The following is a 26,480-nucleotide window of genomic DNA, read 5'->3' as shown; positions in this document are numbered from 1 at the left end:
GTTGCGCTCACCTTGCGTGGCACAGCCACGCGGCGGCGACCGCGCCTAGCCTGGCGACCGATTACTGGCCTGTGCGAGGCTCCTTTTAGTGTTAGCAGGCCCTCGGAAACAAGTACGGAAACTCCGGCGGTGCCCGGACATATATAGAAGGAACCCAAGCTTATGTTGCGTTGGCTCAAGGGCCGGGGAGCAAACCCGTCGAAGGTGGCGGAAATGCAGGCCCGGATCGCACCCGACCTCTGGCGGCAGGTGCTGGAAACCCACCCGTTCCTGGCGGCGCTGGATGCCGACGAGACCGCCCAGTTGCTGGCCCGGTCGGCATGGCTGCTGGCCAGCAAGACCCTCAACGGCGCGCAGGGCCTGGAAGTCACCGACTTCATGCGCCTGTCGATCGCGGCCCAGGCCAGCCTGCCGATCCTGAACCTGACGCCCAAGCTGTACGAAGGCTGGGACGAGATCATCGTCTACCCCGCCGGGTTCCGCATCCCGCGCAAGCGCCTGGACGAAGACGGCGTGATGCACGAATACGTCGAGGACGCGGCCGGCGAGGCCTGGGAAGGCGGCCCGCTGGTGCTGTCCTGGGAAGACACGCAGTTGTCCGAGGGCGGCTTCAATGTGGTGATCCACGAATTCGCGCACAAGCTGGACCTGCAATCGGGCTTTGCCGACGGCATGCCGTCGCTGGCGGCGCACGGCGACCTGAACGCACGTGACTGGCGCCGCATCCTGGACGACAGCCTGGACCGCTTCATTGCCGCGGTGGACGCCGTGGAGGCAGCCATCCCGCACGACGTGGACCCCGAAAGCGAGGCGGCCGACGCCTGGTACGGGCAACTGCCGCTGGACCCGTATGCCGCCACCGACGAGGCCGAATTCTTCGCGGTCAGTTCCGAACATTTCTTCGTCGACCCCTACCCCATGTCCGAAGCCCTGCCCGAGTGGTTCGGCCTGCTGCAGGCCTACTACCGCCAGGACACCTTGAGGCGCTACCCGTGAAGCAGCTGCTGATCGTCTGGCATTCGCGCACCGGCGCGGCCCGGCAGATGGCTGAAGCCGCCGCCCGGGGCGCTGCGGCCGCGGCCACGCTGCTGGAGCAGCCGGACGACCTGGCCGTGATCCTGCGACCCGCGCGCGATGCCACGGTGGACGAGGTGCTGGCCAGCGACGGCTTGCTGTTCTGCGCCCCCGAGAACCTGGCCAGCCTGAGCGGCGAGATGAAGGAATTCTTCGACCGCTGTTACTACGGGGTGCTGGACCGCATTGCGGGCCGGCCGTACGCCTGCCTGGTCAGCGCCGGCAGCGACGGCTCGGGCGCCGCCCGCCAGGTCGAGCGCATCTGCACGGGCTGGCGCTTGCGGGCGGTGGCGGCGCCCCTGATCGTCAACCTGGGCGCACAGACGCCGCAGCAGATATCGGCCCCCAAGACGGTGCCGCAGCCCGACCTGGCGCGCTGCGAAGAGGCCGGCGGCCTCCTGGCCGGCTTGCTGCTGACCGCGGGCTAGCCCCTTGATGGCGCGACCGCTGCGGCCCGCACCGATGCCGCCACCCGCGATGCGCCTGGCGCGGAAACGAAAAAGCCCTCCGGCGCGCCGGAGGGCTTTCGACATGATGCGAGCGCGGTCTTAAGCGACTGCGGCCGTCACGACGATCTCGACCTTGAAGTCGGGATTGGCGAGGCGGGCCTCGACCGTGGCGCGCGGGGGCGAGTTGCCATCGGCAACCCAGGCGTCCCAGGCCTTGTTCATGCCATCGAATTCCTTCATGTTGGCCACGTAGATCTGGGCCATCAGGATCTTGGTCTTGTCGGTGCCGGCTTCGGCCAGCAGGCGGTCGATGGTCGCGAGCACTTGCTCGGTCTGGCCGGTGATGTCCAGCTTGGCATCGTCCGGCACCTGGCCTGCCAGGTACGCGACGCCGTTGTAAACGGCCATGTCCGACAGGCGCTTGGCGACGTGGAAGCGCTTGATGCTGCTCATGAATATTCCCCTAGTGACGAGTTGACGGGTTGGAACAATGCGAATGCCGAACTTTACCCTGCCGCGGCCTCAGGCGGGCGGCAGCTGGAAGACCTGGCGCAGATAGGCCAGGTAGGCCGGATCGTCGCACATGGTCTTTTCGGGCGCGTCGGACACCTTGGCTACCGGTTGGCCGTTGCAGCGGACCATCTTCATGACGATCTGCAGTGGTTCGTGGCCCAGGTCGTTGGTGAGGTTGGTGCCGATGCCGAACGACACCTTGCAGCGGCCGGCGAACTGCCGGGCCAGTTCGATGGCGCGCGGGAAGGTCAGCGAGTCGGAGAACACCAGCGTCTTGGCGCGCGGGTCGACCCGATTCTTGCGGTAGTGCTCGAGCAGCCTTTCGCCCCAGATGAAGGGATCGCCGGAATCGTGGCGCGCGCCGTCGAACAGCTTGCAGAAGTACATGTCGAAATCGCGCAGGAAGGCGTCCATGCCGTAGACGTCGGACAGCGCGATACCCAGGTCGCCGCGGTATTCCTTGGCCCACACCTCCAGGGCGAAGACCTGGGAATCGCGCAGCCGCGGCCCCAGCGCCTGGCAGGCCTGCAGGTATTCGTGGCCCATGGTGCCCAGCGGCAGCACTTCATGCTGCTTGGCCAGGAGCACGTTGCTGGTGCCGGCGAAGTGCGGCCCCATCTGGGCCTTCATGGTGGACACGATTTCCTCGTGCCAGACCTTGGAGAAACGGCGGCGGGTGCCGTATTCGGCCACGCGGAAATCGGCCAGCGCGGGGTCGTCCAGCACCAGGTGCATCTTGGACTGCAGGCGCTTGCGGCCCTCTTCCCAGTCGGGATGCTTGCGGGTGTTGCGGAAATAGACCTCGTTGACGATGGCCAGCACCGGGATCTCGAACAGGATCGTGTGCAGCCACGGCCCCTTGACCTCGATGCTGATCTCGCCGGGCGCATCGCCTTCGGTGATGTGGATGCAGCGTTCCGGCAGGTGGAACAGTTCGAGGAAGTCGACGAAGTCGCTTTTGATAAAGCGCAAATCGCCCAGATATTTAAGTTCGTCGGCGGTGAAGCGCAGCTGGCACAGCTGGTGCACTTCTTCGCGGATTTCGTCCAGATAGGGACGCAGGTTGACGCCCTGCGTGCGGCATTTGTAACGGTACTCGACCTGGGCAGCGGGGAACTGATGCAGCACCACTTGCATCATGCTGAATTTGTACAGATCGGTGTCGAGCAGCGAAGTGATTATCATGGTTGCGCGTATCGTTTCGCGACACCATAGCACGAAGGGACGGCCCGTTCCCCCAATGTGCCACGATGTCAACACGGGTATTCACGGCGGTTTGGCGCCGCATTGGGTAAAATCGGCCCAACAAAACACAAATGCCGCCCGCCCGGAGTTCCTGAATGACCCACGTCGTCACCGAAAACTGTATCAAGTGCAAGTACACCGATTGCGTAGATGTGTGCCCGGTGGACTGTTTTCGTGAGGGTCCCAACTTCCTGGTGATCGACCCCGACGAATGCATCGATTGCGCCGTCTGCATCCCGGAATGCCCGGCCAATGCGATCTACGCCGAAGAAGACGTGCCGCAGGACCAGCTGAACTTCATCGCCCTGAACGCCGAGCTCTCCCCCGAGTTCGCCAGCATCAGCCGCGCCAAGAAGCCGCTGCCCGACGCCGACGAATGGAACGGCAAGCAGGACAAGCTGCAATACCTGGAAAAATAATCCGCGAGCGCGTGGCCCCGCCCGGCCCGCGACGCGTGATGCCCCGATGACCGACGATTCCAAATACACGCGCCAGACCGTCACCCACGTCCACACCTGGGTGCCCGACAAGCTCTTCTCCGTGCGCGTCACGCGCGACGACGCGTATTCCTTCCAGCCGGGCCAGTTCGCCCGGGTCGGCCTGCCCGGCGCTGACGAGCCCGACGGCCCGCCCACCTTGTGGCGCGCCTATTCGATGGTGTCGGCGCCGCAGCAGCCGTGGCTGGAGTTCTATTCCATCGTGGTGCCCGAAGGCCTGTTCAGCCCGCGCATGGCGCGGCTGCAGCCAGGCGACGCGCTGTACGTCGAAAAAGCGCCCTACGGCTTTTTGACGCTGGAACGCTTCGCCCCCGGCGGCGATCTCTGGCTGCTGGCGTCGGGCACCGGCCTGTCGGCCTACCTGTCGATCCTGCGCGACCCGGCCGTCTGGCGCGACTATCGCCGCATCATCCTGGTGCATGGCGTGCGCACCGCCGCAGAGCTCGCGTACCGCGACGAAATCGAAGGCTGGCGCCGCGATCCGGCCCTGGCCGAGCAATTCGCCGCCGACCCGCAAAAGCTGGTCTACCTGCCGATCGCCACCCGCGAGGCCCTGCCCGGCATGCCGCAGGCGCGCCTGACCACGCTGATCGCCGACGGCGGCCTGGAACAGCTGGCAGGCCTGCCGCTGGACCCGGAGCACGCCAAGATCATGCTTTGCGGCAACCCAGACATGCTGGCCGACGCCCGCAAGCTGCTGGGCGAGCGCGGCTTCAAGCCGGGCCGCCGTGGCATCCCCGGCAACCTGGCGGTGGAAAACTACTGGTGACTTCCCGCCCGGCCCGGATGCTGGCCTGACCCGTCCGGCCTAGGCCGAAATTCCCCCTTTTGGGGCGATTGCCACCGTGTGGTTCCGCCCTAAACTGGTGCACAAGGGATGACGGGTCGCATTTTTGCAACACAAATGCCGATTTTCGGACGCTTTCGTCAGACGAATTGGAAATACCGTTACTCCCCGGCGCAATAATCGGGGCACACGCACGACCCAGAAGGACTTCCCCAAATGCTGTACCAATTGCACGAAATGCAGCGCGCCTTCCTGACTCCGTTCGCTGCTTTCACGGATGCCGGTTCCCAGCTGTTCTCCAGTCCCTACAGTCCCCTTGCCTACACCCCGATCTCGCGCCAGATGGCCGCGGGGTACGAGCTGATGACGCGCATCGGCAAGGAATACCAGAAACCTGCCTGGAACCTGCCGGCCACCGAGATCAACGGCAAGTCCGTCCGGGTGACCGAATCGGTCGTGCTCGACAAGCCCTTCTGCCGCCTGGTGCACTTTCACCGCGACGTCCGCCAGGCCTCGCAGGCCGACCCGAAGGTGCTGCTGGTGGCGCCCATGTCGGGCCACCACGCCACGCTGCTGCGCGATACCGTGCGCGCCCTGCTGCCGAATCACGACATCTATGTCACCGACTGGATCGACGCCCGCATGGTGCCCCTGTCGGCCGGTCCGTTCCACCTGAACGACTACGTCCGCTACGTGCAGGATTTCATCCGGCACCTGGGCCCCGACGTGCACGTGATCTCGGTCTGCCAGCCCACCGTGCCGGTGCTGGCCGCCGTGTCGCTGATGGCGTCCGCCAATGACCCCTGCCAGCCGCGCAGCATGGTCATGATGGGCGGCCCCATCGATCCGCGCCAGTCGCCCACGCAAGTGAACCGCCTGGCCACCACCAAGCCGTATTCGTGGTTCGAGAACCAGGTCATCCACCCGGTGCCGCCGCGCTACCCGGGGTCGGGCCGCAAGGTCTACCCGGGCTTTCTGCAACACGCCGGATTCATGGCCATGAATCCCGACCGCCACATGAAGTCGCACTACGAGTTCTACCTGGACCTGCTGCGCGGCGACGACAACGACGCCGAAGCGCATCGCCGCTTCTACGACGAATACAACGCGGTGCTGGACATGCCGGCCGAGTTCTACCTGGACACGATCCGCATGGTGTTCCAGGAATTCGCGCTGCCCGGCGGCACCTGGGAGGTCGACGGCCAGCTGGTGCGTCCGGCCGACATCAAGAAGGTCGCGTTGTTCACCATCGAAGGCGAACTGGACGACATCTCCGGCCAGGGCCAGACCCGCGCGGCCATCAAGCTGTGCAAGAACATCCCGGCCGAGCGCAAGTCGCACTACACCGCGCCCAACTGCGGCCACTACGGGATCTTCTCGGGCCGCCGGTGGCGCGAAATGATCTGTCCTAAAATCGCGGAATTCATCCGGCAATCTGCCTGACCGCCTCCGCGCGCCGTATTCCCACGGGGCCCGAGCGGCCCCTTTTCTTTTCATCGCCCGCCATGTCCTGTCGCTCATTAGCCGACCGCATCGATGCCTTGCTGCCTCAGACGCAATGCACCAAGTGCGGTTTTGACGGCTGCCGGCCCTATGCCGACGCCATCGCCCAGGGCACCGCCCCCATCAACCGCTGCCCACCGGGCGGCGACGAAGGCATCGCCGCGCTGGCCGCCCTGCTGGATACGCCGCTGCTGCCGCTGGACCTGACCCGGGGCGAGCCAGGACCACTGCTGGTCGCCCGCATCGACGAAGCGCACTGCATCGGCTGTACGTTGTGCATCCAGGCCTGTCCGGTCGATGCCATCGTCGGCGCCAACAAGCACATGCACACGGTGCTGGCGGACTGGTGCACGGGCTGCGACCTGTGCGTGGCCCCCTGTCCGGTCGATTGCATCGAGATGCTGCCCGCGGGCCGCGCGTGGACCGCCGAAGACGCCGCCGCCGGCCGTCAACGCCATCGGCACCACCAGGCACGCATCGAGCGCCTGGCCGCCGACAACGCCCGCCTGATGGCCCCGGAGCCGACCCAAGCGCCAGCGCCCGCCGCCGATGCCGCCCAGGACGACGAGCGCAAGCGCGCCGCCATTGAATCCGCGCTGGCCCGCGCCCGGGCCCGCCGCAACGCCCCGCGCCCATGAACGCCGCCAAACGCCGAGAGATCTTCGCCCGCCTGCAGGCGGCCAATCCCCACCCCACCACCGAACTGGAATACGACACGCCGTTCCAGCTGCTGATCGCGGTGCTGCTGTCGGCCCAGGCCACCGACAAGTCGGTGAACATCGCCACGCGCAAATTCTTCCCGCGCTACGGCACGCCGCAAGCCTTGCTGGCGCTGGGCGAGGAAGGGCTGTCGGACTACATCAAGACGATCGGCCTGTTCCGCACCAAGGCCAAGAATGCGATCGCCACCTGCCGCATCCTGATCGAGCAGCACGGTGGCGAGGTGCCGCAGACGCGAGAGGCGCTCGAGGCCCTGCCGGGCGTGGGCCGCAAGACGGCCAACGTGGTGCTCAATACCGCCTTCGGCCAACCCACCATGGCGGTGGACACGCACATTTTCCGGGTGTCGAACCGCACCGGCATCGCGCCCGGCAAGAACGTGCTGGAAGTCGAGCTCAAGCTCGAGAAATTCGTGCCCCGCGAATATATGCAGGACGCCCATCACTGGCTGATCCTGCAAGGCCGGTACGTCTGCGTGGCGCGCAAACCGAAGTGCCCTCAATGCGGTATTTCCGACCTGTGCGAATTCAAGGCCAAGACACCGGCCTGATCCGGGTATCCGTCAAACTCCGGGCAATATGCGCCCGCACTGCGCTGGGGGCAAAACCGGGTTTTCCCCGATGCGCGCGGTGATGACGGATTGATGACGATCAATGCGAATTTGCTGCAACGCATTGCGTCCGCATACAGGGTTTTCGCCCAATGGATTCGGTAATTGTCCACCACCCGACAATTCACCTTTCCGCACTGCAAAACCTATGACAAACCCTCATGGAATTTTGATCCGGAGGTGCGCATACTCGCCGGCAACTCTTGTAGAAAACCGCGTGAATATGCGGTTTTCAAAACCCCTCGGGGGTCCTGCGCACGACGCCGGGCAGAGTCCACATATAAATACAACGCCGGTGCAGCGGACATGGACGACACGATCCTGGAGACAAAAGGCCTCACCAAGGAATTCCGCGGTTTTGTCGCGGTCAATGGGGTCGATTTGCGTATCAAGCGAGGCGAGATTCATGCCTTGATCGGGCCGAATGGCGCGGGCAAGACCACATGCTTCAACCTGCTGACCAAATTCCTTGCCCCCACCTCGGGGACCATCAAGTTCAACGGCATCGACATCACCGGTGAACGCCCGGCGCAGATCGCGCGGCGCGGGGTGATCCGCTCGTTCCAGATTTCCGCGGTGTTCCCGCACCTGACCGTGCTTGAGAACGTGCGCATCGGGCTGCAGCGCAAGACCGGCCTGTCGTTCCACTTCTGGCGCAGCGACAAGCGGCTGGCCGACCTGAACGAACCGGCACGCGAACTGCTCGAGCAGGTCGACCTGGGCGCGTTTGCCAACGAGACCACGGTGAACCTGCCTTACGGCCGCAAGCGTGCGCTTGAAATCGCCACCACGCTGGCGATGGAACCCGAGCTGATGCTGCTGGACGAACCCACGCAAGGCATGGGCCACGAAGACGTCGACCGCGTCACGCAACTGATCAAGCGCGTCAGCGCCGGCCGCACCATCCTGATGGTCGAACACAACATGAATGTCGTGTCGTCCATCGCCAATACCATTACCGTGCTGGCGCGCGGCGCCGTGCTGGCCGAGGGTTCCTATGCCGAAGTCTCGCGCCATCCGGCCGTGATGCAAGCCTACATGGGCACCACCGACGGCGAACTCCAAGGAGCGCATGCATGAGCACCCCGGCACTGGAAATCTCGGGCCTGCAGGCCTGGTACGGGGAATCGCATATCCTGCACGGCGTGGATATGCGGGTGGGGCAAGGCGAGGTCGTGACGCTGCTGGGCCGCAATGGCGCCGGCCGCACCACCACGCTGCGCGCCATCCTGGGTCTGACCGGTTCCCGCAAGGGCTCGGTGCGCATCCACGGCACCGAAGCCATCGACCTGCCCACCTACAAGATCGCCCACCTGGGCGTGGGTTATTGCCCGGAAGAACGCGGCATCTTCGCCAGCCTGTCCTGCGAAGAAAACCTGCTGCTGCCCCCCGTGGTGGGTTCGCTGGGCGGTGGCATGTCGCTGGCCGAAATCTACGACATGTTCCCCAACCTGCAGGAACGCCGGCATTCGCCCGGCACGCGCCTGTCGGGCGGTGAACAACAGATGCTGGCGGTGGCGCGCATCCTGCGCACCGGCGCCAACCTCTTGCTGCTGGACGAAATCTCGGAAGGCCTGGCCCCCGTCATCGTCCAGGCGCTGGCCCGCATGATCACCGCGCTCAAGCAGCGCGGCTACACCATCGTCATGGTCGAGCAGAATTTCCGCTTCGCGGCGCCGCTGGCCGATCGCTTCTACGTCATGGAGCACGGCCAGATCGTCGAGCATTTCGAGGCGTCGGAACTTTCAGAAAAACAGGACACGCTCAACGAATTGCTGGGCGTCTAGGGCCTACCGGCCTACATAACCTGTGTCACCCGCCGGGCATCCCGGCACACACACCGAAGGGAAGAGGAGTCATCCCATGAAGCTGCACACCATCACTGCTGCACTGGCCATGGCGGGCCTGGGATTTGCCGCGGCACCCGCCGCGGCGCAAGGCATCTCCGACGATGTCATCCGCATCGGCTTCATCACTGACATGTCGGGCGTGTATTCCGACATCGACGGCAAGGCCGGCCTGGACGCCGTCCGCATGGCCATCGAGGATTTCGGCGGCTCGGTCAACGGCAAGAAGATCGAAGTGCTGTCGGCAGACCACCAGAACAAGGCGGACGTGGCTTCGGCCCGTGCGCGTGAGTGGTTCGACCAGCAGAAGGTCGACGTGATCATCGCCGGCACGAACTCCGCAACCAGCCTGGCAATGGCTGCCGTGGCGGCCGAGAAGAAAAAGCCCTTCATCGCCATCGGCGCCGGCGCGTCCGACCTGACCAACGCGCAATGCTCGCCCTACACCGTGCACTATGCCTACGACACCGTGGCGCTGGCGCGCGGCACCGGTTCGGCGGTGGTGAAGGACGGCGGCAAGAGCTGGTTCTTCCTGACGGCCGACTACGCTTTCGGCCACGCGCTCGAACGCGACACGATGGCGGTGGTGAAAGCCGCCGGCGGCGAGATCAAGGGCCAGGTGCGCGCACCGCTGGGCGCCTCCGACTTCTCGTCGTTCCTGCTGCAGGCGCAAGCGTCCAAGGCGCAGATCCTGGGCATGGCCAACGCGGGCGGCGACACCATCAACACCATCAAGGCCGCCAATGAATTCGGCGTGACCAAGACGATGAAGATGGCCGGCCTGCTGGTGTTCATCAACGATGTGCACTCGCTGGGCCTGGAAGCCACCAAAGGCATGTACCTGACCGACGGCTGGTACTGGGACCAATCCGACGCCTCGCGCGCCTGGGCCAAGAAGTTCGAAGCCAAGGTCGGCCGCAAGCCTTCCATGCTGCAGGCAGGCGACTACTCGTCGGTCACCTTCTACCTGAACGGCGTGAAGGCCACCGGCACCGACGACGCCGACACCCTGATGAAGTGGATGAAGTCCAACAAGATCAACGACTTCTTCACCCAGGGCGGCTACGTGCGCGAAGACGGCCGCATGATTCACGACATGTACCTGATGCAGGTGAAGACGCCGGCCGAATCGAAGGGCCCGTGGGACTACTACAAGGTCGTCGCCACGCTGCCGGGCGACGAGGTCTACACCAAGCTGTCCGAGTCGACCTGCAAGCTGGTCAAGAAGTAAACCCCACTCATGTGACCCCGTGATGCGATCCGGCCCACCCGGCCGGGTCGCGTCTTGAATTTGCCCGCTTACCCCCGTACGCGCAGGATTTTCACAAGATGACTGATATTTTCGGCATCCCCATACAGGCCTTGTTCGGACAGCTGTTGCTGGGCCTGGTCAATGGTTCCTTCTATGCCATGCTGTCGCTCGGCCTGGCCGTTATCTTCGGACTGCTGAACGTCATCAACTTCGCGCACGGTGCGCTCTACATGCTGGGTGCCTTCCTGGCCTGGATGGGGCTGTCGTACCTGGGGTTGAATTACTGGGTCATGCTGGTCCTGGCGCCGCTGGTCGTCGGGCTGTTCGGCATCCTGATAGAAAAGCTGCTGCTCAAGCACCTGTACAAGCTGGACCACCTGTACGGCCTGTTGCTGACCTTCGGCCTGACGCTGCTGATCGAGGGGCTGTTCCGCAGCTTCTACGGCGTATCGGGCCAGCCCTACCCCACGCCTGACGCGCTGCGCGGCGCCACCAACCTGGGCTTCATGGTGCTGCCCAACTACCGCGGCTGGGTCGTGGCGGCGTCGGTGGTGGTCTGCCTGGCAACCTGGTTCGTGATCGAACGCACCCGCCTGGGCGCCCTGCTGCGCGCCGGCACCGAAAACCCGCGGCTGGTCGAAGCCTTTGGCGTGAACGTGCCGCGCATGATCACGCTGACCTACGGCTTCGGCGTGGCGCTGGCGGGCTTTGCCGGCGTGCTGGCCGCGCCGGTGCTGCAGATCTCCCCGCTGATGGGGTCGAACCTCATCATTGTCGTATTCGCAGTGGTCGTGATCGGCGGCATGGGGTCCATCATGGGCGCCATCGTCACCGGGCTGGGCCTGGGCGTGATCGAAGGCCTGACCAAAGTGTTCTGGCCTGAGGCGTCCAGCACGGTCGTGTTCATCATCATGGCCATTGTTCTGTTGATTCGCCCGGCCGGGCTGTTCGGAAAAGAGAAATGAACCGTCAATTCCTGGGCTATGCGGTCCTGGCCGTCGTGGTGGCCATTCTTCCTTTCGTCGGGGTGTATCCGATCTTCGCCATGAAGATCATGTGCTACGCCCTGTTCGCCTGCGCCTTCAACCTGCTGCTGGGCTTTACGGGGCTGCTGTCGTTCGGCCACGCCGCCTTCCTGGGCAGCGCCGCCTACGCCACCGGCCATGCGCTGAAGGTCTGGGGCGTGCCCACCGAGATCGGCCTGCTGTTCGGCGTGGCGGTGGCCGCGTTGCTGGGCCTGGCGATGGGTGCGCTGGCCATCCGCCGCAGCGGTATCTACTTCGCGATGATCACGCTGGCGCTGGCGCAGATGGTGTTCTTCTTCTTCCTGCAGGCCAAGTTCACCGGCGGCGAAGACGGGCTGCAAAGCGTGCCGCGCGGCACCCTGCTGGGGCTGATCGACCTGTCCAAGGACCTGAACCTGTACTACCTGGTGATGGGCGTGTTCATCATCGGCTACTTCATCATCTGGCGCACGGTGCATTCGCCGTTCGGCCAGGTGCTGCAGGCGCTGCGCGAGAACGAGCCGCGCGCCGTCTCGCTGGGCTACGACGTGGACCGCTTCAAGCTGCTGGCCTTCGTGCTGTCGGCCGCCATTGCGGGCCTGGCCGGCGCCACCAAGACGCTGGTGTTCGTGTCCGCCACCCTGTCGGACGCGACCTGGCAGATGTCCGGCCTGGTCATCCTGATGACGCTGATCGGCGGCCTCGGCACGCTGACGGGACCCATCCTGGGCGCCTTCATCGTGGTGCTGCTGGAAAACAAGGTGGGTGACTTCGGCCAGTTCATGGCCAACCTGACCGGCGTGGACTGGTTCCTGCGCCTGGGCGAATCGGTGACCATCGTGATCGGCCTGATCTTCGTCATCTGCGTGCTGGCGTTCCGCCGCGGCATCGTCGGCGAGATCAGCGCGTTCGTCGAGAAACGGCGCGCCGCCCGCGCCTGACCCGTCGCACCGACAGACCCACGGGGCCGCTGGATGCGGCCCCGTTGTCATGGGGCCTGCGCCATGCGTGTTTACAATGGCCGGCACGCAACCCGAAAGGTGCTCCACCATGCGCACGAAGCCTTTGCTTGCCGCCGTCCATGGCGCCCTGGCGCTGACCGCCACCCTGTTGATGTCCGCCCCGGCCCAGGCCGCCGGCCCCACCTGCGAGGTCAACCGCCCGGTGCGGTTCAGCGGCCTGAACTGGGAATCCAACCTGGTGCTGGCCAACATCGAACGCTATGTGATGGAACATGGCTACGGCTGCAAGACGTCGGTCGAGATCGGCGAAACCCTGCCGATGCTGGCGGCGCTGCAACGCGGCGACGTGGACGTCACCCCCGAGGTCTGGCCGGGCCAGATCGAAGGCGCCTGGAAGAAAGCGCTGGCCAGCGGCCGCGTGCTGGGTCTGGGCCATGTCTATGACGCGGGCGAAGGCTGGTACGTGCCGCGCTACACCGTGCAGCGTCATCCCGACCTGAAATCGGCCGCCGACCTGGCGCGCTTCAAAGAAGTGTTCGCCGACCCCGAAGACCCCGGTCGCGGCCGCATCTACGGCTGCCCCGCCGGTTGGGCCTGTGGCACGCTGAACGACAACCTGCTGCGCGCGCTGGGGCTGGACCGCGACTACAGCCTGTTCGCGCCCGGCTCGGGCGCCGCGCAGAAGGCCGCCATCATGTCCGCCTACAAGCGCAAGCGCGACATCGTCTTCTACTACTGGACGCCCACCGCGCTGGTCGGCGCGCTGGACCTGGTCAAGCTGGAACTGCCCGCCTTCGACCAGACGGCCTATACCTGTCTGACGGACCCCAAGTGCGCCAAGCCGGTTGCCACCGAATTCAAGCCCAACCCCGTGGTGACCGGCGTGAACGCCGCCTTCGCCAAGGAGGCCCCGCAGCTGGCCGCATTCCTGGCCAAGCTCACGATACCGGGCGAGGCCATCGACGCCACCCTGGGCTGGCTCGAAACCGAAGGCAAGGAGCCCGAGGAAGCCGCGCGCTATTTCCTCAAGCAGTACGGCCCGGTCTGGCGCCAGTGGATGCCGCAGGACGCGGCGCAGCGGGTGCAGGCGGCGCTCGACAAGGAATGAGTCAGCGCGCTCATGTATCCTGACGTTTCGGCGCGCAGACAGCGCCACGACGAGACACGCAAAGGAAGCACACCATGGACGCCCTGTTCTGGCACAACGGTCACTGGACCACCGAAAACCCCAAACTGCTCGGCCCCGCCGACCACGCCTTCTGGATGGCCAGCATGGTCTTCGACGGCGCGCGCGCGTTTCGCGGCCTGACGCCCGACCTGGACCTGCACTGCCAGCGCGTCATCCGCTCGGCCGAGAAGATGCTGATGAAGCCGCAGCTGGGCTGGCAGGAAATCCAGGCGCTGTGCCTGCAGGCCGTGGCCAAGTTCCCCGAAGGCACCGAGCTCTACATCAAGCCCATGTTCTTCTGCGCCGACGGCTTTTTGCTGCCCGATGCGGACAAGACCCAATTCGTGCTGCACGTGTTCAAGGTGCCGATGCCGGGCGACCAGGGCTTTGCCGCCTGCTTCTCCAGCTTTGCGCGGTCGTGGCCCAACATGGCGCCCACCGACGCCAAGGCCTCGTGCCTGTACCCCAACGGCCAGCGCGCCATCCGCGAAGCGATGGACAAGGGCTTTGACAACGCCATCATGCTGGACGGCGACGGCAACGTGGCCGAGTTCGCATCCAGCAACCTCTGGATCGCCAAGGACGGCGTGGTGTCCACCCCCGTGGACAACGGCACCTTCCTGAACGGCATCACCCGCCGCCGCGTGCTGGCCCTGCTGAAGGCCGATGGCGTGGACGTGCAGGAACGCAGCCTGACGCGCGCCGACATCGAAGCGGCCGACGAAGTGTTCTCGTCCGGCAACTACGGCAAGGTGGTGCACGTGAACCGCGTGCAAGACCGCAAGCTGGAATACGGCCCGATGGCCCGCCGCGCCCACAAGCTGTACATGGACTACGCGGAAAGCACCCGCAGCAAGTAAGCCGCGACGCTTTTCCGGATCCGCCCTTGCTGCCCGCCCCGTGCGGGCAGCGCCGCATGGAACACAAACCGCAGCACCAAGGAAATTTCCGCATGCAATCCCGACGCGAGTTCCTGCGCGGCAGCGCCGCGGTCGCCGGCGCCGGCAGCGCCCTGGCGCTGCTGCCCGCCTCCATTCGCCGTGCGCTGGCCATCCCTGCGAACCGCCGCAAGGGCACGATCGAAGACGTCGAGCACATCGTCATCTTCATGCAGGAAAACCGATCGTTCGACCACTACTTCGGCGCACTGGCGGGCGTGCGCGGCTTTGGCGACCGCTTTCCGATTCCGGTGCCGGCCAGCCCCGATTTCCAGCACCGCACCGTCTGGGCCCAGTACAACGGCCGGCCCGACGAAGGCGCGCCGCGCAGCGTGCTGCCGTTTCACCTGGACACCGCCGAGGCCTACGAGACCATGCGGGTGGCCAGCACCCCGCACACCTGGTCCAATGCCCAGGATGCCTGGGACGCCGGCCGCATGGGCCAGTGGCCGGCCGCCAAGAAGAACCATTCGATGGCGTACTTCACGGAAAGCGACATGCCTTTCCAGTACGCCATGGCGCGGGCCTTCACCGTGTGCGACGCCTATCACTGTTCGTTCACCGGCGGCACCAACACCAACCGGCTGTTCGTCTGGAGCGGCACCAACGACGGTCTGGGCCGGGGCAACGGCCCGGCGCTGGGCAATCTGTACAACAAGCTGGGCGGCGGCGATCCGGCCGGCGCCTACACCTGGACGACCTACCCCGAACGCCTGGAGCGCGCCGGCATCAGTTGGCGCATCTACCAGAACATGGCGGACAACTATTCGCTCAACCCCACCGCCGGTTTCAAGGCCTATCGCGACGCCCACCAGGGCCTGCCGGGGTCGCTGGCAGCCTTGAAGGACAAGGCGCTGACCACCCGCAACCTGGACCTGCTGCGCCAGGACGTGCTGGACGGTACGCTACCCCAGGTGTCGTGGATCTGCGCCACCAAGGCCGGCTCGGAACACCCCAGCCCGTCAAGCCCGGCCCAGGGGGCCGACTACACCGCGCACGTACTGGATGCGCTGACCGCCAATCCCGAGGTCTGGAGCAAGACCGTCCTGTTGCTGATGTTCGACGAGAACGATGGCTTCTTCGATCACATGCCGCCACCCGCGCCGCCCACGCGCCGAGCCGACGGCACGCTGGCCGGCGCATCCACCGTGGACACGGTGGGCGAATACCACGAGATCGTGACGGGGGTCGAAAAAGACGACACCCCCGCCCACCTGCACGGCACCTACGGCCTGGGGCCGCGCGTGCCGATGTACGTGCTGTCGCCCTGGACCAAGGGCGGCTGGGTCAATTCGGAAGTGTTCGACCATACCTCGGTGCTGCGCTTCGTCGAGCGGCGCTTCGGCGTGGCCGAAACCAATATCTCGTCCTGGCGCCGGGCGGTGTGCGGCGACCTGACATCGATCTTCGACTTCGCCACGCCCGACGACGCCGATCGGTTGCGCGGCCTGCCGGCCACCGCCGACCGCGCGGCCCAGGCCGCGGCGCTGCCCGGCACCATCACGCCGCCCGCGCCCGACAAGCCCGGGCTGGCGCGCCAACAGGCCGGCACGCGGCCCTCGCGCCCCCTGCCCTACGCGCTGTCGGTGCAGGAACGTATCGACGGCGACGGCATCGTGCTGCGTTTCGACAATACCGGCACGGCCGGCGCGGTACTGCACGTCTACGACCGGCTGCACCTGGAGGCCGGTCCGCGCCGCTACACCGTGGAAGCCGGCAAGCAGCTCGAAGGCATCTGGCCGACCACCGCCGACCAGGGGCGCTATGACCTGTGGGTGCTGGGTCCCAACGGCTTTCACCGCCACATCGCCGGCCGCTTGCAGGCGGGCACGGTACCGCTGGCGGTCGCAGCCCTGTGCGAGGCGGCCGGCCCGCGGTTGCACCTGACGCTGCGCAACCCGGGTGGCCAGGCCCGCGTGGTGCGCATCGAGGCCAATGCCTACGGCTATCCTGGACGTGCCGACGCCGCACTGCCCGCCGGCGCCGAGACCCGGGTGGACTGGGACCTGGCGCGCAGCGGCGGTTGGTACGACTTCAGCGTGCATGCCGACGACGAACCCGGTTTCGTGCGTCGCGTGGCCGGGCGCATCGAGACCGGCGCCCCCTCAATCTCGGACCCCGCAATGGGACAGGAACTGATACTGCAATGGACACCGCCCGCGTGAAACCACCCGCCCCCTACGAAAACGCCGTGACCCTCCAGTTCGGCGATTCGCCTGAACTGGCCGACGAACTGCTGGCGCTGGTGCTGTCAGGCGCCAAGACGGCGACCTGCGGCGCACTGCGAGACTTCAACGAGCAAGAGCCGGTGCCCGAGGCGGGCCGGCGCGACGTAGTGCTGGACGGCCGCGGCCGCCCGGCCTGCGTCATCGAAACCACCAGCGTCCTGATGCAGCGCTTCGACCAGGTGGACGAAGCGTTTGCGCTGGCCGAAGGCGAAGGCCCGTACGCGGTATGGCGGGCCGAGCACATCGCGTACTTCGACCGCAATGGCGGCTATGCACCCGACATGATGCTGGTGTGCGAGCGCTTTCGCGTAGTGGAGGTGTTCGAACGCGGGACGGACTGAACGCCCGTCCCGCCAGGGGGCCGCGGCGCCCGCAGGCGCCTGCCCCCATCAGGCCGCTTCCTGCTCCGCGGCCTTGCCCAGGCCCAGGTAGCTTTCGATGACCTTGGGATCGCCGGCCAGCTCGCGGGCCGGGCCGTGCAGGATGACCTCGCCGGTTTCCAGCACGTAGCCGTAGTCGGCCACCTGCAAGGCCGCACGGGCGTTCTGTTCGACCAGCAGGATCGCCACGCCGGTTTCGCGCAGCCGCGCGATGATGTGGAAGATCTCGCGCACGATGCGCGGCGCCAGACCCAGGCTGGGCTCGTCCAGCATCAGCAAGGTGGGCTTGGCCATCAGCGCGCGCCCCACCGCCAGCATCTGGCGTTCGCCGCCCGACAGCGTGCCGGCCTGCTGGGCGCGGCGTTCGCGCAGCCGCGGAAACAGGTCGAAGACCTCGTTCAGCGTGTCACGCCAGCCGCTTTCGCGCGCCCGGTAACGGCGAAAACCACCGAGCAGCAGATTGTCTTCGACCGACATGGTGCCGAACAGCTCGCGCCGCTCGGGCACCAGCGACATGCCGGCGGCCACGCGACGCTCGACCTGCCAGCCGGACACGTCGGAGCCGGCGTACTGCACGGTGCCGGCCGCATGGCCGGTCTGGGGCAAGGACCCCATCACGGCATTCAGCATGGTGGACTTGCCGGCGCCGTTGGCGCCGATCACGGTGACGATGCTGCCTGCCGGCACGGTCAGGGTGGCGCCGGCCAGCGCGCCGACCTTGCCGTAGCGGGCCGACAGATTGCTGACTTCAAGTACGGGTTTGGACGCGGTCATTGCACGCCTCCTGCGGTGACGGGCTTGGCCTGGTCGGCTTCGGGCAGATCGTCGTCGATGCCGCCCAGGTAGGCTTCCAGCACCGCCGGGTTCTGTTGCACCTCGGCCGGCACGCCTTCGGCCAGCTTGGTGCCAAAGTCCATCACCACCAGGTGGTTGGTCAGGCGCATCACAAAATCCATGTCGTGTTCCACCAGCAGAATGCTCATGCCCTCGGCGCGCAGTTGTTCCAGCACACGGGCCAGGTCTTGCTTTTCCTTGTAGCGCAGGCCGGCGGCCGGCTCGTCCAGCAACAGCAGCACCGGGTCGCTGGCCAGGGCCCGCGCGATTTCCAGGATGCGTTGCTGGCCCAGCGCCAGGTTGCCCGCCTGTTCGTACAGGTATTCGCCCAGGCCGACGCGCTTGATCTGCTCGGCGGCTTCGTGCAGCAGCTGCGCTTCGCGGGCACGGTCGGCATGCAGGGCACCCGCCCACACCCCCACGTCGGAACGCAGGTGCGCGCCCAGCGCCACGTTTTCCAGCACCGTCATGCCCGGCAGCAATTGCACGTGCTGGAAGGTGCGGCCCACGCCCAGCCTGGCGATCTCGCGGGCCGAACGGTTGTCGATACGCTCGCCCATGAACGTGACCTTGCCGCGCGTCACCGGCAGCACGCCGCTGATCAGGTTGAAGGTCGTGCTCTTGCCGGCGCCGTTGGGGCCGATCAGGCCCATGATCTCGCCCGAGCGGACCTTGAAGGTGATGTCGTTGACGGCGACCAGGCCGCCGAATTCCTTGCGGATGGCATCCACTTCCAGCACCACCTGCCCCGCCTGCGGACGCGGACGCAGCGGCAGGGCCGGCGCCGGTGCGGGCGGCGCCAGGTTGCGGCGCGAACCGTCGGCGCCCGTCAGGCTGCCCCACCAGCCCGCCAGGATCGGCCACAGGCCGTTGCGGGCGTATTGCAGCATCAGGATCAGCAGCACGCCAAAGACGATCATCTCGAAGTTGGCATTGGTGTCCAGCAGCTTGGGCAGGAGGTTCTGCAGCTGGTCTTTCAGCACCAGGATGACGCTGGAGCCCAGCAAGGCACCCCAGACGTAGCCCGCGCCGCCGACCACCGCCATGAACAGGTATTCGATGCCGTAGTTGATGCCGAACGGGCTGGGGCTGACCGCGCGCTGCATGTGGGCATAGAGCCAACCCGACACGCACGCCAGCAAGGCGGCCCAGACGAAGATCACGACTTTGTACGCGGCCGTGTTCACGCCCATCGACTCGGCCATGCCGGCACCGCTCTTGAGCGCGCGGATGGCGCGGCCCGGCCTGGAGTTCAACAGGTTGCGGGTTGCCCACAGCGCCAGCAGCACGAACACCCAGATCAGGTAATAGATGTGACGACCGCTGGCCAGCGACATGCCGAACAGGCTGATGGGCTCGATGCCGGCGATGCCGTCATGCTTGCCCAGCGCATCCAGGTTGCCGAACAGGAAGAACAAGGACAGGCCCCAGGCAATGGTGCCCAGCGGCAGGTAGTGGCCCGACAGGCGCAGCGTGATCGCGCCGAGCAGATAGGCCACCACGGCGGTCAGGATCAGGCCGGCGGGCAGCGCCAGCCAGGGCGACACGTCGTATTGCGTGGTCAGGTAGGCGGTGGTGTAGGCGCCCAGGCCGACGAACGCAGCCTGGCCGAACGAGGTCAGGCCGCCCACGCCGGTCAGCAGCACCAGGCCCAGCACGACCAGGCTGGCCAGGCCGATGTAGTTCAGCTGCGTCACCCAGAATTCGGGCGTGGCCGGCAACAGCGGCAGGCCGGCCAGGACGACGATGAAGACAGCAAGCAAAATGCGGTTCATGACGTTTATTCCTCTTCGTCCACGTGATGGGTGCTGAACGAACGCCAGACCAGAACCGGGATAATCAAGGTGAAGACGATCACTTCCTTGTAGGCGCTGGCCCAGAAGGACGAGAACGATTCCAGCACACCCACCAGCAGCGAGCCGGCGGCCGCCACGGGGTAGCTGGCCAGGCCGCCGATGATGGCCCCGACGAAGCCCTTCAGGCCGATCAGGAAGCCCGTGTCGTAGTAGACCGTGGTGATGGGCGCGATCAGCATGCCGGACATGGCGCCGATGGCCACCGCCAGCGTGAACGTCAGGCTGCCGGACATGGTGGTGCTGATGCCCACCAGGCGGGCGCCGCGACGGTTGACGGCGGTGGCGCGCAGCGCGCGGCCGTACAGCGTCTTGCCGAAGAACAGCCACAGCGCAATGATCAAGAGCGCGCAGGTCGCCACCACGAACAGGCTTTGCGCCGACCACGTCATGAAGCCCAGGTCGACCTGGCCGCTCACGAACGCCGGCGTGCGCCAGCCTTCGGCGCCGAAGAACACCAGCGCCAGGCCGGTCAGCGCGAAGTGCACCGCCACGGACACGATCAGCAGCACCAGCACGGTGGCTTCGGCCAGCGGCTGGTAGACGATGCGATAGACCATGGGGCCCATCGGAATGACCAGCAGCAGCGTCAGCAGCATGTTCAGCCACAGCGAATTGCCGGCGGCGGTATACGTGACGGTCAGCCAGAGCAGCGCAAGCGGCAGGACGACACAGGTCAGCACCGCGCGAACCAATCCGGCCGCGTTGCGGGTGCGCAGTGCGCGCAGCAGTTCAAGCGCCAGGCAGACCACGCCCAGCAGCGGCAGCAGGTAGGCGGTGCCGGGCACCTTGCCATCCACCAGCATCGCCAGGGTCAGGGCGCCGAACGCCACGAACTCGCCCTGGGGAATGAAAATGACGCGCGTAACGGCGAATACCAGCACCAGAGCCATGCCCAGGAGGGCATAGATGGCGCCGTTGACGACACCGTCTTGCAGCAGGATCAGCGCAATTGAGGAATCCATCTAACAACCTATTTAGTTCTTGGTGCACCGGCCGCGCCCGGGACACTTGATACGACGCACCGGCCGGAGAGGCCGGTGCGAAGCATTGCTGGGGCGCCCAGGCGGGCGCCCCTGGATCGGGCAATCCGCGGGGATTACAGGCCGGGCTGGTAGACCCACTTGCCGCCTTCGACCTTGACGATGACGCGCGAACGCTCGTCAAAGCCGGCGTGGTCGGTCGGTGACATGTTGAACACGCCTTGCGAGACCGCCAGGTCCTTGACGTTTTCCAGGGCATCGCGCATGGCCACGCGGAATTCCGGCGTACCCGGCTTGGCGCCGGACTTCAGCGCCACGGGCAAGGCTGCCACGACCAGTTGGCCGGCATCCCACATATGGCCGCCGAAGGTGTTGGTCGAGCCGGCGCCGTTGGCCTTTTCATAGGTTTCGACGTAGGCCAGGGCCGACTTCTTGACCGGGTTGCTGTCGGGCAGTTGCGCCGCGACCAGCAGCGGGCCGGCCGGCAGGAACATGCCGTCGCAATCCTTGCCGCAGACACGCAGCACGTCGTTGTTGGCTGCGCCGTGGGTCTGGTAGATGGTGCCGCCGTAGTTGCGGGCCTTCAGTTCCTTCTGCGGCAGCGCAGACGGGGTGCCGGCGCCGGCGATCAGGATGGCGTCGGGCTTGGCGCCGACCAGCTTGAGCACCTGGCCCGTCACGCTGGTATCGGTGCGGCTGTATTTTTCGATGGCGACGATCTCGATGCCCTTGGCCTTGGCGGCCTTTTGCATCACGTCCAGCCAGCCGTCGCCGTAGGCGTCGGCAAAGCCGATGAAGCCCAACGTCTTGACCTTGGACTTGGACATCGCGTCAGCCAGCGCGCCGGCCATCAGGGCGTCGTTCTGCGGGGTCTTGAAGACCCAGCGGCGCTTGTCGTCCACGGGTTCGACGATCTTGGCGCTGGCGGCCACGCTGATCATCGGCACCTTGGCTTCGGCGGCCACGTCCACCATGGCCAGCGAGCCCGGCGTGACCGACGTGCCGATCAGCACGTCGACCTTGTCGTCGGAAGCCAGTTTGCGCGAGTTCTTGACGGCTTGCGTCGTGTCGGTGGCGTCGTCCAGCACGATCCATTCGATCTTCTGGCCGGCCACTTCCTTGGGCAGCAGCGCCACGGTGTTGCGCTCGGGGATGCCCAGCGAGGCGGCGGGGCCGGTGCTGGACACCGTGACACCCACTTTGACCTGGGCGCTAGCCAGCAGCGGCAGGGTCAGGGCAACGGCGGCGGCGGCCGCGGACAAGCCGAAGTGCTTGCGCATGTTTTTGTCTCCTGTGGTGGCTCTTTTGTTGCCCCGGTCGAGGCGGAAGCGAGCCTAGTTAAAGTTATACAGAAAAAAATATTATAGGGTTAAAAGAGTATCAAATGACTTCGCACAACTACGGTAAATCCCTGATGTGCTACGGAAACCCAGTTCAGCAAACGCATTCGTTAATGGCGAACTTGTACTTGAAAGCCCTGCGGGCGTCAGTTGGGGGATTCCCTTGTGCGGCGCACCCCGCCACCGCATTCAACGCCCCAGCATCGGCCACACCCGCTCGACCCTGGCGGCGACCCATGCGGCCAGCGCCGCCTTGATCAGATCGCCGGGCACGAACACCGCCACGGCCATCGCGGCCTTGGCCAAACCCATCTTGGTAACCGTCGCCAGCCACGGCACGCCGAACGCGTAGACCACCACGATGCCGCCCACCACGCAGGCGAAGGCATAGCCGGCCAGGGCCGGCCAGAAGCGCTCGGCCCGGCCCGCCAGACGGCGTGCCAGCAAGCCGGTGACCCAGGCCCCCGCCACCAGCCCGACCAGGAAGCCCCCCGTGGGGCCGAAGAACGCGCCCATGCCGCCCCGCCCGCCCGGCAGCACCGGCAGCCCGATGGCCGCCAGCACCAGATACAAGAGGCAGGCCAAGGCGCCGCGCCCGGGCCCCAGCATCGCGCCGGCCAGCATGGCCCCCAGCGTCTGCAAGGTGATCGGCACCGGAATGCCGGGCAGCGGCACCGGCGGAATCAGGCTCATCACGACGATCAGCGCGGCGAACAGGGCCACCAGCACAGTGTTGTTGGATTTCATGGCAGTGCCTTTTCTATCAAGACGAGCGTTCAGAGACTGCGGGCGTCGATGGCCTCGGCCACTTCCTGGGCCCGCTTCAGGGTCAGCACCACCAGGGGCACGATCAGCGCGGCCGGGTTTGCGCCCAGTCCTCGTGCCGCCTGCGCCTCGCGGATTTCATGGAAATTGCGCCATATCTCGGGCACGAAGCGCAAGGCCAGGGCCAGCGCCAACGCCACCTTGCCGGCGTCGACCAGCCCGATCCGCTGCAGCGGCATCAGCACGCGCTCGCACACGGCGATCAGGTCGGACGTACGGGTCGACAAGGTGACGGCCAAGGCCAGGCCCACCATCGCGGCAATGCGCAGCACCACGGCCAGCGCCTCCTGCCAGCCCTGGAAACAGCCCGTGAACAAGGCCACGGCCAGCAGCACCCAGGCCAGCCCGCGCACCTGCCTCCAGACGCCCGCCACCGTGGCCCCGGCCAGGCGCAGCAGCAGTGCCGCCACCAGGCACGCCAGCGCCAGCCCGCGCGGATCGTGCAAAAGAAACAGGCCCGCGCCCGCCGCGGCCAGCGCCAGCAGCTTGAGCCACGCGGGCAGTCGGTGCAGCGGCGAATCGCCGGGTATATATAGGGGTTCGATCACGCGCAGTGGTTCCGGTACCAGCGCAGCGCCGCTGCGGGCGTGTCGTCGGCAGCAATGGCGCCGTCCCGCACCACCACCACGCGCTCGAAGTCGTCGAGCAGGTCCAGGTCGTGGCTGACCACGATGGCGTCCTGCGGCAAGGCGGCAATGGCGTCGCGCACCCGGTTGCGGTTGCGCAGGTCCAGCTGGGTGGTGGGCTCGTCGAACACCACCAGCGCAGGGCGCATGACCAGCACGGCGGCCAAGGCCACCAACTGGCGCTCACCGCCCGACAGGGTGTGGCTGGTGCGGTCCGCCAGGTGCGCCACGCCCAGGGCGGCCAGTTGGGCCTCGATACGGGCCTCGCGCTGGCCACGGTCGGGTTCCAGGTGCTTCAGGCCAAACGCCAGGTCTTCGCGCACGATGGGAAAGACAATCTGGTTTTCGGGGTTCTGGAACACGAAACCGACCTGCCGGCGCACGGCTTTGAGGTCCTGACGGGTGTCCAGTCCGCCGACCCGCACGCGGCCCGAGGTAGGCAGCACCAGGCCATTGACCAGCCGCGCCAGCGTGCTCTTGCCGGCGCCGTTCGGGCCGACGATGCCAACCCGGCGGCCGGCAAGCCGAAGGCTCACCCCGCGCAACACTTCCGCCTGGGGCGTCGATACAATCGCCTGGTCAAACTCGATTAACATGGGGCGGGATTATGCCCGAACCATTTCGGGCATCGGGACTCCAAGAGCTGATATGGACAAAGTACGCAAAACCGACGCCGAATGGCGGGCCCAGCTGTCCCCGGAAGAATACGTCGTCACCCGCGAAAAGGGTACCGAACGCGCATTCACCGGGCGCTACTGGAATACCTTCACCCCTGGCATCTACCGCTGCGTGGGCTGCGGCACCGCGCTGTTCGCATCCGACACCAAGTTCGACGCGGGCTGTGGCTGGCCCAGCTACTTCCAGGCGCTGGATCCGGAACTGGTGCGCGAAGAACGCGACACCAGCCACGGCATGGTGCGCACGGAAGTGCTCTGCAACGTCTGTGACGCGCACCTGGGCCACGTCTTTCCCGACGGCCCCGAACCCACCGGCCTGCGCTACTGCATCAATTCCCTGTCGATGACGTTCGAACCCATAGAAGACTGAATGAAGAAGTTCCTGTTCGACCTCTTTCCGCTGTTCCTGTTCTTCCTGGCCTACCGGTTCACGGACATCTTCATCGCGACCGGCGTGGCCATGGTGGCGGCGGTGCTGCAGATCGTCTGGCTCAAGGCCACCGGCCGCGCCACCGAAGCCATGCACTGGATCAACCTGACCGTCATCCTGGTGTTCGGCGGCGCCACCATCTGGCTGCACAGCGATGTCTTCATCAAATGGAAGCCCACGGTGCTGTATTGGCTGTTCGGTGGCGCGCTGGTGTTTGCCCGCCTGCTGTTCGGCCGCAACCTGATCCGCCGCCTGATGGAAAAGCAGATCCAGCTGCCGGACGCCGCCTGGGAAAAGCTCAACCTGGTGTGGGCCGGCTTCTTCCTGGTCGCGGGCGCCCTCAACCTGTACGTGGCGTTTTCGGGGCATTTCACCGAATCGCAGTGGGTCAGCTTCAAGGCCTTTGGCCTGATGGGCCTGATGATCGTGTTCGTCATCGGCCAATCGCTCTGGCTGGGCAAGCACATCCAGACCGAAGACAACGCTGCGCCGGGCTCCAGCACCCCGCCCAAGCCCTGAGGCCGCCCGGCCGGGCCCGCGCGCCCGGCCCATCGCCCTTCCCCCACGGCGCGCCCGACGCGCCGGAACTTTACGATTGACGCCATGTCAGAAACCACCGATCGCATCGCCCTGATCCGGGAGCGCCTGGCCGTCCTGGAACCGCTTTCCCTGGACATCCAGGACGACTCCCATTTGCATGCCGGCCACGAAGGCAGTAAAAACGGCGCCGGCCATTATCGTGTGCACATCGTTGCGTCCTGCTTTGCGGGGCTCTCCGCCGTGGCACGGCATCGGCTGGTGTATCATCATTTGCAAGATTTGATCCCCTATCCGATTCATGCGCTTGCGCTAGACGCCCAGGCTCCCAAATAGTTAGTAAAAGGATATTCATGAAACGCATCGTCATGCTGGCCGCCGCCTGCGTCATCGCTGTGCCCGCTTTTGCCCAGAACGTGGCCACTGTCAACGGCAAGGCCATTCCGCAAAAGAGCCTGGATCAATTCGTCAAGCTGCTGGTCAGCCAGGGCGCCACCGATTCGCCCCAGCTGCGCGAACAGGTCAAGCAAGAAATGATCAACCGCCAGGTCTTCGTGCAAGCCGCTGAATCCACCGGCATCGCCAAGCAGGCCGACGTCCAGACCGAAATCGAACTGGCCCGCCAAGGCATCCTGGTTCGCGCCCTGATGGCCGACTACCTGGCCAAGCACCCGGTGTCGGATGCCAAGGTCACGGCCGAATACGACAAGATCAAGAAAGAACAGGCCGGCAAGATGGAATACAAGGTCCGTCACATCCTGGTCGAAGACGAAAAGACCGCCAACGACCTGCTGGCCCAGCTGAAGAGCAACAAGGGCAAGTTCGACGACCTGGCCAAGAAGAACTCGAAAGACCCTGGCAGCGCCGAAAAGGGTGGCGACCTGGGTTGGGCTCCCCCGACCAACTACGTCCAGCCGTTCGCGCAAGCCGTGACCCAGCTCAAGAAGGGCCAACTGGTCGACAAGCCGGTCCAGACCCAATTCGGCTGGCACATCATCATGGTCGACGACACCCGCCCGGTCGAATTCCCGCCGCTGGACCAAGTGCGTCCGCAACTGGAAGAAATGCTGCGCCAGCAAACCCTGGCCGATTACCAGAAGGAACTGCGCGAAAAGGCCAAGATTCAGTAAGCCTGTCGCCTTCCCAAAAAAACTGCCCGCAAACAGCGGGCAGTTTTTTTTGTGCCGGCGTTTCCCGG

At 65.9% G+C, this 26,480-nt stretch carries 29 protein-coding genes; 20 read left to right on the top strand and 9 right to left on the bottom strand.

Annotated elements, in window-relative coordinates; translation table 11 throughout:
* Positions 1-162: 162 nt before the first annotated feature.
* Together AC6LJ2_RS14975 and AC6LJ2_RS14970 are read left to right on the top strand one after the other, a co-directional pair.
* Positions 163-996 (top strand): zinc-dependent peptidase, encoded by an 834-nt coding sequence (locus AC6LJ2_RS14975; RefSeq protein WP_263910475.1) that lies wholly within the window; start codon positions 163-165, stop codon positions 994-996.
* Positions 993-1,502, top strand: coding sequence for a flavodoxin family protein (locus tag AC6LJ2_RS14970; protein ID WP_445658408.1), 510 nt, complete (start codon positions 993-995; stop codon positions 1,500-1,502). Before AC6LJ2_RS14975 ends, AC6LJ2_RS14970 begins: the two co-directional genes overlap by 4 nt.
* A 120-nt stretch (positions 1,503-1,622) precedes the next feature.
* Here AC6LJ2_RS14970 and AC6LJ2_RS14965 read toward each other — a convergent pair whose 3' ends face one another.
* Positions 1,623-1,976 (bottom strand): RidA family protein, encoded by a 354-nt coding sequence (locus AC6LJ2_RS14965; RefSeq protein ID WP_025137108.1) that lies wholly within the window; start codon positions 1,974-1,976, stop codon positions 1,623-1,625.
* 69 nt (positions 1,977-2,045) lie between these two features.
* Positions 2,046-3,254, bottom strand: coding sequence for a nicotinate phosphoribosyltransferase (gene pncB / locus AC6LJ2_RS14960; RefSeq protein WP_498151631.1), 1,209 nt, complete (start codon positions 3,252-3,254; stop codon positions 2,046-2,048).
* 122 nt (positions 3,255-3,376) lie between these two features.
* Here pncB and fdxA point away from each other — a divergent pair, with 122 nt between their 5' ends.
* The 14 genes from fdxA (at position 3,377) to AC6LJ2_RS14890 (ending at position 17,138) form a co-directional block, all read left to right on the top strand.
* Positions 3,377-3,700 (top strand): ferredoxin FdxA, encoded by a 324-nt coding sequence (gene fdxA / locus AC6LJ2_RS14955; protein WP_006389264.1) that lies wholly within the window; start codon positions 3,377-3,379, stop codon positions 3,698-3,700.
* Positions 3,701-3,746: 46 nt separating this feature from the next.
* Complete coding sequence (locus tag AC6LJ2_RS14950) at positions 3,747-4,547, top strand: ferredoxin--NADP reductase (RefSeq protein ID WP_263910471.1); 801 nt, start codon at positions 3,747-3,749, stop codon at positions 4,545-4,547.
* Positions 4,548-4,781: 234 nt separating this feature from the next.
* Positions 4,782-6,008 (top strand): polyhydroxyalkanoate depolymerase, encoded by a 1,227-nt coding sequence (locus AC6LJ2_RS14945; protein ID WP_263910469.1) that lies wholly within the window; start codon positions 4,782-4,784, stop codon positions 6,006-6,008.
* A gap of 62 nt (positions 6,009-6,070) precedes the next feature.
* Complete coding sequence (gene rsxB / locus AC6LJ2_RS14940) at positions 6,071-6,706, top strand: electron transport complex subunit RsxB (RefSeq protein WP_498151630.1); 636 nt, start codon at positions 6,071-6,073, stop codon at positions 6,704-6,706.
* Positions 6,703-7,338, top strand: a complete 636-nt coding sequence (gene nth, locus AC6LJ2_RS14935; RefSeq protein ID WP_263910467.1) for an endonuclease III — start codon at positions 6,703-6,705, stop codon at positions 7,336-7,338. The genes rsxB and nth overlap by 4 nt, the downstream gene beginning before the upstream one ends.
* A 366-nt stretch (positions 7,339-7,704) precedes the next feature.
* Positions 7,705-8,478, top strand: coding sequence for an ABC transporter ATP-binding protein (locus AC6LJ2_RS14930; RefSeq protein WP_263910465.1), 774 nt, complete (start codon positions 7,705-7,707; stop codon positions 8,476-8,478).
* On the top strand, positions 8,475-9,185 hold the full coding sequence (locus AC6LJ2_RS14925; RefSeq protein ID WP_054501577.1) for an ABC transporter ATP-binding protein: 711 nt from the start codon (positions 8,475-8,477) through the stop codon (positions 9,183-9,185). The genes AC6LJ2_RS14930 and AC6LJ2_RS14925 overlap by 4 nt, the downstream gene beginning before the upstream one ends.
* Before the next feature lie 76 nt (positions 9,186-9,261).
* Positions 9,262-10,476: an ABC transporter substrate-binding protein gene (locus AC6LJ2_RS14920; protein ID WP_263910463.1), complete on the top strand. Its 1,215-nt coding sequence runs from the start codon at positions 9,262-9,264 to the stop codon at positions 10,474-10,476.
* 98 nt (positions 10,477-10,574) lie between these two features.
* Positions 10,575-11,462 (top strand): branched-chain amino acid ABC transporter permease, encoded by an 888-nt coding sequence (locus tag AC6LJ2_RS14915; RefSeq protein WP_445658403.1) that lies wholly within the window; start codon positions 10,575-10,577, stop codon positions 11,460-11,462.
* A complete protein-coding gene (locus AC6LJ2_RS14910) occupies positions 11,459-12,442 on the top strand; it encodes a branched-chain amino acid ABC transporter permease (RefSeq protein ID WP_263910460.1) in 984 nt (327 codons plus the stop codon). The genes AC6LJ2_RS14915 and AC6LJ2_RS14910 overlap by 4 nt, the downstream gene beginning before the upstream one ends.
* A 109-nt stretch (positions 12,443-12,551) precedes the next feature.
* Positions 12,552-13,571, top strand: coding sequence for an ABC transporter substrate-binding protein (locus AC6LJ2_RS14905; RefSeq protein ID WP_498151629.1), 1,020 nt, complete (start codon positions 12,552-12,554; stop codon positions 13,569-13,571).
* Between the two features lie 74 nt (positions 13,572-13,645).
* The gene (locus AC6LJ2_RS14900; RefSeq protein WP_498151628.1) at positions 13,646-14,491 is read left to right on the top strand and encodes a branched-chain amino acid aminotransferase; all 846 of its coding nucleotides are present in this window, start codon (positions 13,646-13,648) and stop codon (positions 14,489-14,491) included.
* A 92-nt stretch (positions 14,492-14,583) separates the two neighbouring features.
* A complete protein-coding gene (locus tag AC6LJ2_RS14895) occupies positions 14,584-16,734 on the top strand; it encodes a phosphocholine-specific phospholipase C (protein ID WP_445658402.1) in 2,151 nt (716 codons plus the stop codon).
* A complete protein-coding gene (locus AC6LJ2_RS14890; RefSeq protein ID WP_498151627.1) occupies positions 16,716-17,138 on the top strand; it encodes an ASCH domain-containing protein in 423 nt (140 codons plus the stop codon). Before AC6LJ2_RS14895 ends, AC6LJ2_RS14890 begins: the two co-directional genes overlap by 19 nt.
* Before the next feature lie 48 nt (positions 17,139-17,186).
* Here the strand turns inward: AC6LJ2_RS14890 and AC6LJ2_RS14885 are convergent, their stop codons facing one another.
* The 7 genes from AC6LJ2_RS14885 to AC6LJ2_RS14855 form a co-directional block, all read right to left on the bottom strand.
* The gene (locus tag AC6LJ2_RS14885) at positions 17,187-17,951 is read right to left on the bottom strand and encodes an ABC transporter ATP-binding protein (protein ID WP_498151626.1); all 765 of its coding nucleotides are present in this window, start codon (positions 17,949-17,951) and stop codon (positions 17,187-17,189) included.
* Complete coding sequence (locus tag AC6LJ2_RS14880; RefSeq protein WP_263910455.1) at positions 17,948-19,786, bottom strand: branched-chain amino acid ABC transporter ATP-binding protein/permease; 1,839 nt, start codon at positions 19,784-19,786, stop codon at positions 17,948-17,950. Before AC6LJ2_RS14880 ends, AC6LJ2_RS14885 begins: the two co-directional genes overlap by 4 nt.
* 5 nt (positions 19,787-19,791) lie before the next feature.
* Positions 19,792-20,829 carry a branched-chain amino acid ABC transporter permease gene (locus AC6LJ2_RS14875; RefSeq protein WP_263910454.1) on the bottom strand — a complete coding sequence of 346 codons (1,038 nt, stop codon included), beginning with the start codon at positions 20,827-20,829 and terminating at the stop codon, positions 19,792-19,794.
* A 134-nt stretch (positions 20,830-20,963) separates the two neighbouring features.
* Positions 20,964-22,127: an ABC transporter substrate-binding protein gene (locus tag AC6LJ2_RS14870; protein WP_263910452.1), complete on the bottom strand. Its 1,164-nt coding sequence runs from the start codon at positions 22,125-22,127 to the stop codon at positions 20,964-20,966.
* A gap of 249 nt (positions 22,128-22,376) precedes the next feature.
* A complete protein-coding gene (locus AC6LJ2_RS14865) occupies positions 22,377-22,934 on the bottom strand; it encodes a biotin transporter BioY (protein WP_263910450.1) in 558 nt (185 codons plus the stop codon).
* 29 nt (positions 22,935-22,963) lie between these two features.
* A complete protein-coding gene (locus tag AC6LJ2_RS14860; protein ID WP_263910448.1) occupies positions 22,964-23,560 on the bottom strand; it encodes a CbiQ family ECF transporter T component in 597 nt (198 codons plus the stop codon).
* Positions 23,557-24,234: an energy-coupling factor ABC transporter ATP-binding protein gene (locus AC6LJ2_RS14855; RefSeq protein WP_263910446.1), complete on the bottom strand. Its 678-nt coding sequence runs from the start codon at positions 24,232-24,234 to the stop codon at positions 23,557-23,559. The genes AC6LJ2_RS14860 and AC6LJ2_RS14855 overlap by 4 nt, the downstream gene beginning before the upstream one ends.
* 52 nt (positions 24,235-24,286) lie before the next feature.
* Between AC6LJ2_RS14855 and msrB the strand changes: the two genes are divergently transcribed.
* The 4 genes from msrB to AC6LJ2_RS14835 all read left to right on the top strand — a co-directional run bounded on the left by msrB (position 24,287) and on the right by AC6LJ2_RS14835 (position 26,412).
* Entirely contained in the window at positions 24,287-24,685 is a 399-nt protein-coding gene (gene msrB, locus AC6LJ2_RS14850; protein WP_263910445.1) for a peptide-methionine (R)-S-oxide reductase MsrB, read from the top strand.
* Positions 24,686-25,264, top strand: a complete 579-nt coding sequence (locus tag AC6LJ2_RS14845) for a septation protein A (protein WP_498151625.1) — start codon at positions 24,686-24,688, stop codon at positions 25,262-25,264.
* 84 nt (positions 25,265-25,348) lie between these two features.
* Entirely contained in the window at positions 25,349-25,618 is a 270-nt protein-coding gene (locus AC6LJ2_RS14840; protein WP_263910443.1) for a BolA family protein, read from the top strand.
* Positions 25,619-25,635: 17 nt separating this feature from the next.
* Complete coding sequence (locus AC6LJ2_RS14835) at positions 25,636-26,412, top strand: peptidylprolyl isomerase (RefSeq protein ID WP_025137083.1); 777 nt, start codon at positions 25,636-25,638, stop codon at positions 26,410-26,412.
* Positions 26,413-26,480: the final 68 nt, after the last annotated feature.

Source organism: Achromobacter sp. 1014246743 (assembly GCF_059760725.1).
This window is presented reverse-complemented; position numbering and strand designations above follow the sequence as displayed.

Excerpts from the sequence above, each read along its gene's own strand:
- AC6LJ2_RS14975 (WP_263910475.1), top strand. The coding sequence starts at position 163 with ATGTTGCGTTGGCTCAAGGGCCGGGGAGCAAACCCGTCGAAGGTGGCG.
- AC6LJ2_RS14965 (WP_025137108.1), bottom strand. The coding sequence starts at position 1,976 with ATGAGCAGCATCAAGCGCTTCCACGTCGCCAAGCGCCTGTCGGACATG.
- fdxA (WP_006389264.1), top strand. The coding sequence starts at position 3,377 with ATGACCCACGTCGTCACCGAAAACTGTATCAAGTGCAAGTACACCGAT.
- AC6LJ2_RS14950 (WP_263910471.1), top strand. The coding sequence starts at position 3,747 with ATGACCGACGATTCCAAATACACGCGCCAGACCGTCACCCACGTCCAC.
- AC6LJ2_RS14945 (WP_263910469.1), top strand. The coding sequence starts at position 4,782 with ATGCTGTACCAATTGCACGAAATGCAGCGCGCCTTCCTGACTCCGTTC.
- rsxB (WP_498151630.1), top strand. The coding sequence starts at position 6,071 with ATGTCCTGTCGCTCATTAGCCGACCGCATCGATGCCTTGCTGCCTCAG.
- nth (WP_263910467.1), top strand. The coding sequence starts at position 6,703 with ATGAACGCCGCCAAACGCCGAGAGATCTTCGCCCGCCTGCAGGCGGCC.
- AC6LJ2_RS14930 (WP_263910465.1), top strand. The coding sequence starts at position 7,705 with ATGGACGACACGATCCTGGAGACAAAAGGCCTCACCAAGGAATTCCGC.
- AC6LJ2_RS14925 (WP_054501577.1), top strand. The coding sequence starts at position 8,475 with ATGAGCACCCCGGCACTGGAAATCTCGGGCCTGCAGGCCTGGTACGGG.
- AC6LJ2_RS14920 (WP_263910463.1), top strand. The coding sequence starts at position 9,262 with ATGAAGCTGCACACCATCACTGCTGCACTGGCCATGGCGGGCCTGGGA.
- AC6LJ2_RS14915 (WP_445658403.1), top strand. The coding sequence starts at position 10,575 with ATGACTGATATTTTCGGCATCCCCATACAGGCCTTGTTCGGACAGCTG.
- AC6LJ2_RS14910 (WP_263910460.1), top strand. The coding sequence starts at position 11,459 with ATGAACCGTCAATTCCTGGGCTATGCGGTCCTGGCCGTCGTGGTGGCC.
- AC6LJ2_RS14905 (WP_498151629.1), top strand. The coding sequence starts at position 12,552 with ATGCGCACGAAGCCTTTGCTTGCCGCCGTCCATGGCGCCCTGGCGCTG.
- AC6LJ2_RS14900 (WP_498151628.1), top strand. The coding sequence starts at position 13,646 with ATGGACGCCCTGTTCTGGCACAACGGTCACTGGACCACCGAAAACCCC.
- AC6LJ2_RS14895 (WP_445658402.1), top strand. The coding sequence starts at position 14,584 with ATGCAATCCCGACGCGAGTTCCTGCGCGGCAGCGCCGCGGTCGCCGGC.
- AC6LJ2_RS14890 (WP_498151627.1), top strand. The coding sequence starts at position 16,716 with ATGGACACCGCCCGCGTGAAACCACCCGCCCCCTACGAAAACGCCGTG.
- AC6LJ2_RS14885 (WP_498151626.1), bottom strand. The coding sequence starts at position 17,951 with ATGACCGCGTCCAAACCCGTACTTGAAGTCAGCAATCTGTCGGCCCGC.
- AC6LJ2_RS14880 (WP_263910455.1), bottom strand. The coding sequence starts at position 19,786 with ATGAACCGCATTTTGCTTGCTGTCTTCATCGTCGTCCTGGCCGGCCTG.
- AC6LJ2_RS14875 (WP_263910454.1), bottom strand. The coding sequence starts at position 20,829 with ATGGATTCCTCAATTGCGCTGATCCTGCTGCAAGACGGTGTCGTCAAC.
- AC6LJ2_RS14870 (WP_263910452.1), bottom strand. The coding sequence starts at position 22,127 with ATGCGCAAGCACTTCGGCTTGTCCGCGGCCGCCGCCGCCGTTGCCCTG.
- AC6LJ2_RS14865 (WP_263910450.1), bottom strand. The coding sequence starts at position 22,934 with ATGAAATCCAACAACACTGTGCTGGTGGCCCTGTTCGCCGCGCTGATC.
- AC6LJ2_RS14855 (WP_263910446.1), bottom strand. The coding sequence starts at position 24,234 with ATGTTAATCGAGTTTGACCAGGCGATTGTATCGACGCCCCAGGCGGAA.
- msrB (WP_263910445.1), top strand. The coding sequence starts at position 24,287 with ATGGACAAAGTACGCAAAACCGACGCCGAATGGCGGGCCCAGCTGTCC.
- AC6LJ2_RS14845 (WP_498151625.1), top strand. The coding sequence starts at position 24,686 with ATGAAGAAGTTCCTGTTCGACCTCTTTCCGCTGTTCCTGTTCTTCCTG.
- AC6LJ2_RS14840 (WP_263910443.1), top strand. The coding sequence starts at position 25,349 with ATGTCAGAAACCACCGATCGCATCGCCCTGATCCGGGAGCGCCTGGCC.
- AC6LJ2_RS14835 (WP_025137083.1), top strand. The coding sequence starts at position 25,636 with ATGAAACGCATCGTCATGCTGGCCGCCGCCTGCGTCATCGCTGTGCCC.